This window comes from Sphingomonas sp., assembly GCF_035555815.1.
Taxonomy (GTDB): Bacteria; Pseudomonadota; Alphaproteobacteria; order Sphingomonadales; family Sphingomonadaceae; genus Sphingomonas.
Genome location: NZ_DATMGG010000032.1, coordinates 1 through 6,028 on the forward strand (window position 1 = coordinate 1; position 6,028 = coordinate 6,028).

The window sequence follows — 6,028 nt, forward strand, 5'->3', positions numbered from 1 at the left end:
GACCCGCGCGGTGCGCGACACCCCGCAAACGGTGACGGTGATCACCAGCGAGACGATCGAGCAGCAGAACCTGCTGACGCTGCGCGACGTGCTGTCGACGGTGCCGGGGATCACCTTTGGCGCGGCGGAGGGCGGCACGCCGCCCAGCGACCAGATCAACCTGCGTGGCTATTCGGCGGGCAGCGACATCACCCAGGACGGCGTGCGCGACAGCGGCGCCTACAGCCGTTCGGACCCGTTCAACCTGGAGCAACTGGAGGTCGTCAACGGCGCCAATTCATCAACCAGCGGCGCAGGATCGGTCGGCGGGTCGATCAACATCGTCACCAAGCGGCCGCTGGCGGACACCCGCATCATCGCGTCGGGCGGGATCGGCACCGACGAATATTATCGCGGCACGATCGATGCCAACGTCCGCGCCACCGATCTGGTCGCGTTCCGCCTCAACGCGATGGTCCACCGCAACGACATTCCCGGCCGCGACGTCGAGAACTATAAGCGTTGGGGCGTCGCGCCTTCATTTCTGATTGGCGTCGACAGCCCAACGCGGCTGAGCGTCCAGTACCTCCATCAGGAGGACGACAACATCCCGCAATATGGCGTTCCCTATTACCAGAATGCCGTCAACAGCGGGGCGCTGCCCGGCGTCGATCGCGGTGCCTACTTCGGCTATCGCAACGTCGATACGCAGGAGATCACGATCGATCAGGGGACGATCATCGCCGAGCATGAGTTCAACGACACCACCTCGATCCGCAACCTGGCGCGGTGGCAGAGCGTCGAGCAGATGACGATCGTCGGCCCCCCGCAAGGCACCTATTGCCTGGCGAGCGGCGTGCTGCCGACCGGCGCCGTCTGCCCCGCCACCACCCCGGCCGGCTATTTCCTGATCGGCGGGCCGCGCGGTACCTATCGCCAGTCCAAGAACGAGCTGATGTACGACCAGATTGATCTCCGGTCCGTGTTCAATACCGGCGCGATCGAGCACACGCTGGTGCTGGGCGGATCGGTGAGCTGGGAAAAATACACCCTGCGCAACGGCAATGCGCTGCGCAACGCAGACCGCACATTGGTCTATACCGCCTATCCGCTGGTCAACATCGCGAACCCCAATGAGGTAGTCCCCGGCCCGGCGGGCTTTGTCTATGGCAGCAACGTCTACACCGGCGCGGTCAACCCGGTGGCCAGCGCCGGCACCGGTGGCGAAATGACCAACTACGCGCTCTACCTGTTCGACACGATGAAGCTCGGCAAGATCGAGCTGAACGGCAGCGTGCGGTGGGAAAGCAACCGCGGATCGACCACCTCCTATACGTCGACCCCCGCCGCGACGTTGACGGTGCCGCAGGGCTATCTGGTGCGCGGCGCGACGACCGACAACGATGCGACGCTGTTCTCATATCGCGTCGGGCTGGTATACAAGCCGGTGCCGGCGGTGACCCTCTATGTCTCGCACGGAAATTCAAAGACGCCGTCGGTCGCATCGGTCAACGGATCGTGCAGCGACACGACCTGCAACGTGAAGCCTGAGGGTGCCAAGAGCTATGAAGTTGGGGCGAAGGCCGAGCTGGCCGGCGGCCGGCTGCTGCTGACCGCCGCGGCGTTCCGCAACGAGCGGGACCAGTACAAGGTCCCGTCGAACGACCCCGTCATCCCCGATCAGGTGCTCGATGGCCATTCGCGGGTCGACGGCATCGCGCTGGGCGCGGTCGGCAAGATCACCTCGGCATGGTCGATCACCGCCAACTATACCTATCTGGATGCCAAGCTGCTCCAGTCGGTATCGAATTTCTGCCTGGCCAATCCCGGCGCGACCGGTTGCGGCAATACCGCCGCGCTGCCCGATCCGGCGGCGAACGCGCAGTTGCAGAACACTCCCAAGCACTCGGGCAGCCTGTTCACCACCTATCAGCTGCCGTTCGGGCTGCGGATCGGCTACGGCGCGACCTATCAGGGCGATTTCGCGCTCAACCTGCCGTCGGCGACGTCGGCTGCGGTCTATCGGTCGCAGGATTACTGGGTGCACAACGCCTATCTGTCGTATGAATTCAGCAAGAACCTGTCGGCACAGCTCAACGTCAAGAACTTCACCGACAAGCTCTATTACACCCGCATCCGCAACAATGGCTGGGCCACGCCCGGCGATGGCCGCGCGGCGGTGCTGACCATCAACTATCGCTATTGAGGGCCAAGGGGGCGGGGTGGATGGCCGTCGGCCGTCCGCCCCGTTAATCGATCCCGACGGCAGGATTTGCGTCGGCGGATCAGAACACGCAAAGAGCCAGCCATGCTGATCGCCATCCCCGACATGCTCGACGCCGACCAGGTGGGTCGCGTGCGCTCCATCATCGACGCGGTCGACTGGATCGACGGCAATGCCACGTCCGGCCACCAGTCGGCGCTGGCCAAGAAGAACCAGCAATTGCCAGAGGGCAGCGATGCCGCGCGCGCGGCCGGGGCGATCATCCTCGAGGCGCTGGGCCGGTCGCCGCTGTTCATCGCGGCGGCGCTGCCGCTCAAGGTCTATCCCCCGCTGTTCAACCGCTACGGCGTCGGCGAGACGTTCGACACCCATGTCGACAGCGCGATCCGCATCCAGCGCGGCAGCGACTTCCGCATCCGCAGCGACCTGTCGGCCACGCTGTTCCTGGAACCGCCCGAGGCCTATGACGGCGGCGAACTGGTGATCGAGGACCAGTTCGGCGTGCAGAAGGTCAAGCTGCCGGCCGGGCAGATGATCCTCTATCCGGCGTCCAGCCTCCACCATGTCACCCCGGTGACGTCCGGGCGGCGGGTGGCGTCGTTCTTCTGGATCCAGTCGATGATCCGCGATGATGCGGCGCGGCGCATCCTGTTCGACCTTGATCAGGGCGTGCAGCGGGTGACGGCGGAACTGGGCGGCAAGGATCGCGCGGCGGTGCAGTTGACCGGGGTGTACCACAATCTGCTGCGGCGCTGGGCGGACGCCTGACCCGGTTCACGCGGCGGTGCGAAGCCGCGAAGAAGAAGGGATTTTCGCGCGGAGGCGCGGAGACGCGGAAGGTTGCGCCCGACTGCGCCAGCAGGGCTTCAGCTCGTTCGGGATCGCCGTGCATTTGGGTCGGATGAGATCAGTTCAACCCATCGTCATTGCGAGCCCGGCGGAGCCGGGAGGAGCAATCGCGGGCCGCGCGGTACGCTGGATTGCCGCGGGGCTCCGCCTCTCGCAACGACGAAGCAAAGCGCGCGAACGCCTCGCCGTCGCGGAACAGCGCAGCGGGATGCAACCCTCCGCGTCTCCGCGCCTCCGCGCGAACCCACCTTCTGCTTATTCTTCTTCGCGGCTTCGCGTGAACATCACCCCAGCATCGCCTCCAGCGCCGGCGACAGATGTTCCGCGCCATCGCCAGTGACGATCCGCGCCGCCAGCCCCTCCCGAGCAGCGACGGTCACCCCCTCCCCCGGCCCGAGCACGGTCAGCGCGGTCGCCCAGCCGTCGGCGGTCATGCAATCGGAGGCGATCACGCTGGCCGAGACGACGCCGTTGGTGATCGGGCGGCCAGTACGGGGATCGATCGTGTGGCCCAGCCGGCGCGCGCCATCGGCGATGAACCGGCGATAATCGCCCGATGTCGCCACCGCGATCCCGTGCAGCGCGATCCTGATCGGGGGCAGCGCGACGCCCGGCGGGTTTTCCAGCTCCACCCACCACGGCTGAGCATCGGGCCGCACGCCCGCACCGACGAACTCCCCGCCGATCTCGACCAGGAAATCCTCACAGCCCAACGCGCGCAACCGCGCGGCCAGCGCATCGACCGCATAGCCCTTGCCGATCCCGGACAGATCGAGCGCGACGTCGGCGGTACGCCGCGCCCGCGTATCGGATCGCTCGATCGCGGCGGCGCCCGACCGCGCCAGCGCCTGCGCCACGGCGTCGGCTGCCGGCACATCCGCGCGTGGGCCCGGCGGGCCGAAGCCCCACAGATCGGCCAGCGCGCCGGCGGCGGGATCGAACGCGCCCGCGCTGGCCCGCCCGATCGCCAGCGCCGTATCGAGAACCCTCGCCAGATCGTCAGGCAGCGTCCGCCATTCGCCAGGCGGCGCGCGGTTGAAGCGCGACAGCGCCGAATCCGGCGCCCATTGGCTCATCGACGCGATCACCCCGTCGAGCACCGCGCGCAGCGCCTCCTCCGCCCCGCCGGGCGCGGCGACGATCTGCGCGGACCAGCGCGTGCCCATCGTCACCCCGTCGAAGCGGGTGACGCGCGCACGCCGATTGCGCCGGTAAAAGGCGTCCGGCGCGATCTCGGGAATGGCGACGCGCGGCTGGGTCAGCCCGGCAGGACCTCTAGCGTCGCGGTGTAGCCGAACCGCCGTGTGGCGTTGGGAATCGTGCTGCTGTTGCCCGCGGCGGTGGTGTTCAGCCAGTACATGCCCGGCCCCGGCCAGGTGATCGTCACCTGCCCCTTGGCATCGGTGGTCAGCGAAATCTCGCCGGTGCCGCCGGTCCGGTAACGCAGCCCGCCCGGTACGATCAGCACGGTCAGCCCGGCGGCCGGCTTACCGTCGACGGTGAAGCCAAAGGTCGCCGGTTCGCCGACCACCAGATCGTTCGGATGCGTGACCGGCACCAGTTCCAGTCCCTTGCCCGTCGTCTTGATGTCGGTCGGCGCGCCCAGCGTGACGAACACCTCGTTGCGGTTCGACATCTCGGACAGTTTGATGTCGGTGGCGCCGGCCGGGATCAGGCCGGGCAGCTTGTCGGCGGTGGTGCCGCGCGGCAGCCGCTCCTCCTTGCCGTTCAGCACATAGCTGCCGCCGACGCCGCCGCCGACGGTGCCCAGCACCCAGGTGCCGGGCTTGCTGAGGTGCAGGTCGAACGTCGCGCGGTTCTTGCCGATCGCGAAATTCTCGACCTTGGCCGGCGATCCGTCGGGCGCGGTCGCGCTTGGTTCGGCGCGCAGCGGCTGGTGATCGGGGAAGAACACGTCGTTGGACGCGGCGGCATCGAACGTCACCCAGCCGTCCTCACCCGACACGATCGTGGTCGAGGGGACGATCCACATGCGGTGGGCCGACAGCGAGGCGGGCAGCGCGACCGCGGCGAGTGCGGTGGCGACGGCGATCAGGGGCAGGCGCTTCATCGATGGTCCTTTCAGCGGAACGAGAGGGAAACCTGGCCAAGCTCGAACTGGCCGGTGGCCGATGCGGTCTGCCCGCGCTTGGGCGGCCAGGAAAAGGGCACGCGGACGACCTCCCGGCCGCCGGTCTCGCGCGCGGCCTCGACCAGCAGCGTATAGTCGCCGGGCGCCAGCGTGCCCATCGTGCCGCGACCGGCGGTGAAGCTCAGCTTCTGCGCGCCGGGCGGGCGGGTCGCGCCCGATACGCCGTCAGCCGGCAGCGTCAGGCTGCGCCCCGACGCGCGCCACCACTGGCGCAGGTCGGTCAGCCACTTCTTGCCGCCGTTCTCCCGGTTGTCATAGTCGTAGAGGATCGTCAGCGTGCGCGCCGGCTGGCCGGCCTTTTCGAGCCACAGCGCGACATAGGGCGCGTGATACTCGGCGACCTTCAGCCGGGGGATGTTGAGCGTGACGTCCATGGTCTGCGCGACGGCAGGCGCCGCCGCGACCGCGGCGATCGGCAGGCCGGTGAGGATCAGGCGATGGGTGAGCTGCATGAATCGGCTCCTTCAGGCGTGGATGAACAGGACGGCGATCGCCGCCGGGATGGCAAGGCCGAGCGCGACCAGCGGCCACGTCGAGCGGCGCTTCTTCGAATGGAGCCACAGCAGCACCAGCCCGGTCAGCGCGAACACCAGGCAGGCGCCGGCGAACACGTCGATGAACCATTTCCACACCGTCCCCGAATTGCGGCCCTTGTGGAGATCGTTGAGGTAGGCGATCCAGCCCCGGTTGGTGCTTTCGCTGGTGACTTTACCGGTGGCGCGGTCGATCGCGATCCAGCCGTCGCCGCCCGGACGCGGCAGCGCCAGATAGACCTCGTCGGCGGACCATTCGGCGACGCCGGCGGCCTGGGTCGGGAAATTCTG

The 6,028-nt window shown here is 67.9% G+C and carries 6 protein-coding genes; 2 read left to right on the top strand and 4 right to left on the bottom strand.

All coding sequences use genetic code 11. From position 1 onward, the window contains the following. Window positions 1–2,185, top strand: a 2,185-nt coding sequence (locus VNR91_RS01860; protein ID WP_325489095.1) for a TonB-dependent receptor, incomplete at its 5' end; no start/stop codon positions are given. Window positions 2,186–2,287: 102 nt separating this feature from the next. Then, complete coding sequence (locus tag VNR91_RS01865; protein ID WP_325489096.1) at window positions 2,288–2,971, top strand: Fe2+-dependent dioxygenase; 684 nt, start codon at window positions 2,288–2,290, stop codon at window positions 2,969–2,971. Window positions 2,972–3,336: 365 nt separating this feature from the next. Here the strand turns inward: VNR91_RS01865 and VNR91_RS01870 are convergent, their stop codons facing one another. The 4 genes from VNR91_RS01870 to VNR91_RS01885 all read right to left on the bottom strand — a co-directional run. After that, window positions 3,337–4,218 (bottom strand): FAD:protein FMN transferase, encoded by an 882-nt coding sequence (locus tag VNR91_RS01870; protein ID WP_325489097.1) that lies wholly within the window; start codon window positions 4,216–4,218, stop codon window positions 3,337–3,339. Window positions 4,219–4,310: 92 nt separating this feature from the next. Then, window positions 4,311–5,123: a DUF4198 domain-containing protein gene (locus tag VNR91_RS01875; protein WP_325489098.1), complete on the bottom strand. Its 813-nt coding sequence runs from the start codon at window positions 5,121–5,123 to the stop codon at window positions 4,311–4,313. A gap of 11 nt (window positions 5,124–5,134) precedes the next feature. Beyond that, window positions 5,135–5,656, bottom strand: coding sequence for a DUF2271 domain-containing protein (locus VNR91_RS01880; RefSeq protein WP_325489099.1), 522 nt, complete (start codon window positions 5,654–5,656; stop codon window positions 5,135–5,137). A gap of 12 nt (window positions 5,657–5,668) precedes the next feature. Then, window positions 5,669–6,028, bottom strand: a 360-nt coding sequence (locus VNR91_RS01885) for a PepSY-associated TM helix domain-containing protein (protein ID WP_325489100.1), incomplete at its 5' end; no start/stop codon positions are given.

What these genes read in the sequence shown, in the direction of transcription:
- VNR91_RS01880 (WP_325489099.1), bottom strand. Translation starts at nt 5,656, where the DNA reads ATGCAGCTCACCCATCGCCTGATCCTCACCGGCCTGCCGATCGCCGCG.
- VNR91_RS01865 (WP_325489096.1), top strand. Translation starts at nt 2,288, where the DNA reads ATGCTGATCGCCATCCCCGACATGCTCGACGCCGACCAGGTGGGTCGC.
- VNR91_RS01870 (WP_325489097.1), bottom strand. Translation starts at nt 4,218, where the DNA reads ATGGGCACGCGCTGGTCCGCGCAGATCGTCGCCGCGCCCGGCGGGGCG.
- VNR91_RS01875 (WP_325489098.1), bottom strand. Translation starts at nt 5,123, where the DNA reads ATGAAGCGCCTGCCCCTGATCGCCGTCGCCACCGCACTCGCCGCGGTC.